The sequence below is a fragment of the Amycolatopsis sp. NPDC049252 genome (assembly GCF_043197175.1).
Taxonomy (GTDB): domain Bacteria; phylum Actinomycetota; class Actinomycetes; order Mycobacteriales; family Pseudonocardiaceae; genus Amycolatopsis.
Genome location: NZ_JBICSQ010000174.1, coordinates 1 through 4,209, shown reverse-complemented (window position 1 = coordinate 4,209; position 4,209 = coordinate 1). Strand labels below are relative to the sequence as shown.

Genomic DNA, 4,209 nt, shown 5'->3' with positions numbered 1-4,209 from the left:
CGCTGCCCCGATCCCCACCCGAACGCCGTGAATGGCCCATTGAGGGACTCTGAGTCCCTCAATGGGCCATTCACGGCTTTGCCCGCAGCGTGCGCGTCAGGAGGTCAGTGGTTCACCTTGAACCACGGCTGCGACCAGCCGAGGTAGGTCTGGCCCCACTTGCTCTTGATCTGCGCGATCGTCGTCTCGGTGTAGGTGCCCGCGCCGTTGATGTCGTTCGACAGGAACTTGCCGCCGCCGATGGAGATCATCGTGTGGCCCGAGCCGCCGTTGGAGAAGAACGCCAGGCCGCCGGCCGGGACGTCGGTGCTGCCCGCGTGCTTGTACTGGGCCGGGATCTGCGTCCAGTGCACGTACGCCGTTTCCGAGCCGCTCGCGGTGAAGCCGTAGTTCTGCGCGTTGATGCGGTCGCACCAGCCGTCGTAGGACGAGTCGTTGTTGGTGTGCACGCGCGACTTCGCCTTCGCGACGGCCTGGGCGCAGGTGTTCAGGTCGTTCAGCCCGGAGGTCGTGCAGGTCGACGCCGGCGGCGGCGGGACGTCGGTGCAGTCCGGCGCGATCCGGCCGTCGGATCCGGTGTAGACGTACGTGTCGGTGATGTAGCCGCCCGGGACGTGGTCCCAGACGGTACTGGTGCCGTACTTGCCGGTGACCGACTCGCCGGTGGTCTGGCAGTCGATGTCCACGGCGGTGCCGTCGGCGACCGTCCCGGTCGAGCTCGCGCCGGTGCTCGGCGACGAGCGCACGGTCAGCGGCGCACCCGAATCGGTGTGCACCGTGCCGGTGGCCGCCAGCGCCGGAGTGGCCCCGACCAGCACGATCGCCGCGGCGATGCCGACCACCCCGGCCGCACGCTTGCCGATGCGAATTCTCATTTGTCCGTCCTCCGTCGTTCTGGTGTGAGGACAGAGTGACGAGCGCCGGTACAAGCCCCGTACAAACGCCGGGACGCCCGTGTACCCGCTATCGGGCCAGGTACTCGGCCGCCGCGCGCAGGCTGACGTATGAGCCGCTGAACGTGTCCAGCCGCGGGCCGTCGCCGTCCGCCGGTCCCGGCACACCCGTCTCGACGCGGATGAAGTCCACAGTGGACAACGCCGAGAGCAGGGCACGCACCCGCGGGTGCCGGTGCGCCTCGCGCGTCACGACGACGACGCTCGAGAACCCTTGCGCCGCTTCGAGGATCGCGTCGAGGTCGTCCGGGCCCGCGGTCATCGCCCGTGTGCCCGGTACCAGCTCGGCCAGGTGCGCGCCGAGGCCCCAGGGCATCGGGCCGGCCGCGATGGTCGGCTCCGTCTCGACGTCCACCACCAGCGGCGGCCCGTCGAGCCGGGGCTCGCCGGTGACGCGCAGGGCCTTGCGGGCCGCCTCCAGGCCGAGGCGGCGGTCGACCGGGCCGACCGTCGCCGGGGCCGGGTCGGTGCCCAGCGCCGCCGTCCGCTCCGCCGCCTCCGCCAGCCGCTCCAGCGGCAGCTCCCCCGACACGACCGCGGCCACGATCGCCGCGTTGATCGCGTCCAGGGCGTCGGCCTCGAACGCCGCGCCGCCGATGCAGAGCGCGTCCGCGCCCGCCTTCAGGGCCCGGACCGCCGAGAGGCCGAGACCGTCGTGGCGGCCGTACCCGCCCGACACCGCGCCCATCTCCAGCGCGTCGGTGACGACCGCGCCGGTGAAGCCCAGTTCGCCGCGCAGGACGTCGGTCAGCGCCGTGCGGTTGAACGTCGCCGGCTCGTCGCCCCAGGCCCGGACGACCAGGTGGCCGGTCATCACCGCGCGCACCCCCGCCCGGATCGCGGCGGCGAACGGGACCAGCTCGATCTCGTGCAGTTCCGCCAAAGTCCGCGGCAGCACCGGCAGGGCCACGTGCGAGTCCTCGGTCGCCGCGCCGTGGCCCGGGAAGTGCTTCGCGCACGCCGCGACACCATACTTCTGCAGGCCGGTGACGTAGGCCGCGACGTGCGGTGACGCCTTCGCCGGGTCGGACCCGAACGCCCGGACGCCGATGATCGGGTCCTCGGCCGCCAGGGTCAGGTCCGCGCACGGCGCCAGGTCGATCGTGACGCCGCAGGCCGCGAGCCGCTCGCCGAGCGCGGCGGCGACCGCGGTGGTCAGCTCCGGGTCGTCGGCCGCGCCGAGGGCCAGCGGCCCCGGCACGAACGATCCGGTGTTCACGTCGAGGCGGGTGACGTCGCCGCCCTCCTCGTCGATCCCGACGACGACGCCGTCGCGTTCACCCCGCAGCTGCGCGGTGAGCGCGGCGACCTGCTCGTCGTCGACGACGTTGCGGCCGAACAGGATCGCCCCGCCCAGCCCGTCGGCGACCCGGCGGCGCAGCCAGCCCGGCGCCGTGGTGCCGGCGAAACCGGGCAGGACGACGGCTTCGGCGAGCTTCTCGGGACTGGTCACCGGCTACCCCTTCACCGCGCCGGCGGCCACGCCGGCCACGAGCTTGCGCTGCACGATCAGGAAGAACACCAGCGCCGGGACCGCGTAGATCACCGACGCGGCCATCACGCCACCCCAGTCGGTCGCGAACGCCGTGCGGAAGGTCGCCAGCCACACCGGCAGCGTTTCCTTCTGCTTGTCCCGGATGAACACCAGCGCGAACAGGTACTCGTTCCACGCCGTGATGAAGCTGAACACCGAGGTGGTGACCAGCCCGGGCGCGAGCAGCGGCAGCGTCACCCGGCGGAAGGCGCCCGTCTGGCTGCAGCCGTCGATCATCGCGGCCTCCTCCAGCTCGTACGGGATCCCGTTGACGAAGCCGTAGAGCATCCAGACCGTGAACGGCAGCGTGGTCGCGAAGTAGATCAGCAGCAGCGACGGCAGGGTGTTGAGCAGCCCCGCGTCCCGCATCAGCAGGAACAGCGGGAGGAACAGCGCCGACGTCGGGGCCAGCTGCGACACCATGACCAGCAGCAGGAACCCCCGGCGGCCGGTGAAGCGCAGCCGCGCCAGGGGGATCGCCGCCAGGGTCCCGGCGATCAGCGCGCAGAGCACCGAGCCGACCGTGACGATCAGGCTGTTGAGCAGGTACGTCGGGAAGTTGTCCCGGCCCAGCGCCGTGGCGAAGTTGCCGAACGAGAACGACGTCGGGATCAGGTCGTACTTGGGCGAGAGGATCTCACCGGGCGTCCTCAGCGACGTGACGAACATCCAGTACGTCGGGAAGAGGATCAGCAGCGCCACGACCAGCCCGACGACCGAAAGCACGATCCGCTGCGGCAGCGACTTCCTCACTTGAGATCACCTTCCGGGGTCCGGACGAGCAGCTGGATGTACCGGCCCGTGATGAGCGCGAGCAGGATCAGCATCAGCGCCGCGATGGCCCCCGCCGCGCCGAAGTGGTTGCCCGCGATGCCCTTGAGGTACAGCACGACGGCCAGCGTGGTGCTCTCGCCGTCGGGGCCGCCCTCGCGGATCGCCCAGATCTGGGCGAAGGCGTTGAAGTCCCAGAGCACGGACAGGAAGGTCACCATCGTGGTGATCGGCGCGATGGACGGCCAGGTGACCGCGCGGAACGTCTGCCACGGCCCGGCCCCGTCCATGCCGGCGGCCTCGTACTGCTCCTGCGGGACGCCGAGGAGGCCCGCGTAGAGCGAGAACGTCACGAACGGCACGGCCTGCCACACGATGAGCAGCCCGATCACCGACAGCGTGCTCGCCCCGCTGGAGAACCACGAGAACCCGATGAAGCTGTGGAACCCGAGCCGGTCGAGGGTCTTGTTGAGGATGCCGTACTGCTCGTCGAAGATCCACTGGAACACGGTGGTCGTGGCGATCACCGGGGTCGCCCAGGCGAGCACGAGCGTCACCTGGACGATGACCCGGACAACCGGGCCGAGGTGGCGCATCAGCACCGCCAGCAGCAGGCCGCCGAGGATGGTGGCGGCCACGATGGAGGCGGTGAAGACCACCGTGCGGACGGTGATCGTCCAGAAGTCCGGGTCCGTCAGCGTGTTCGTGTAGTTGTCGAACCCGATCCAGACGGTCTTGCCGGAGACGAGCTGCCCGACGTCGAGCTTGCGGAAGCTGATCGCGAGGACCTGGACGAGCGGCCAGGCGAGGAGGACGAGGATCGCGGCGACGGCGGGCAGGAGCAGCAGGTACGGGAGGACCCGGTCGCCGAACCGGCCCCGCCTGCGCTTCTTGACCCCCGTGGCGCGCGGCGATGCCGGCGGGGTCGCCCCCGCCGGCATCGTCACATTG

At 71.1% G+C, this 4,209-nt stretch carries 4 protein-coding genes; all 4 read right to left on the bottom strand.

Going from position 1 to position 4,209, the window contains the following annotated elements; genetic code table 11:
* Window positions 1-104: 104 nt before the first annotated feature.
* A complete protein-coding gene (locus tag ACGFMK_RS48860; protein WP_392778901.1) occupies window positions 105-875 on the bottom strand; it encodes an SH3 domain-containing protein in 771 nt (256 codons plus the stop codon).
* Window positions 876-963: 88 nt separating this feature from the next.
* The gene (locus ACGFMK_RS48855) at window positions 964-2,406 is read right to left on the bottom strand and encodes a glycoside hydrolase family 3 protein (RefSeq protein ID WP_392778899.1); all 1,443 of its coding nucleotides are present in this window, start codon (window positions 2,404-2,406) and stop codon (window positions 964-966) included.
* 3 nt (window positions 2,407-2,409) lie between these two features.
* Complete coding sequence (locus ACGFMK_RS48850) at window positions 2,410-3,240, bottom strand: carbohydrate ABC transporter permease (protein ID WP_392778896.1); 831 nt, start codon at window positions 3,238-3,240, stop codon at window positions 2,410-2,412.
* On the bottom strand, window positions 3,237-4,209 hold a 973-nt coding region (locus ACGFMK_RS48845), incomplete at its 5' end, for a carbohydrate ABC transporter permease (RefSeq protein ID WP_392778893.1). The genes ACGFMK_RS48845 and ACGFMK_RS48850, both read right to left, overlap by 4 nt.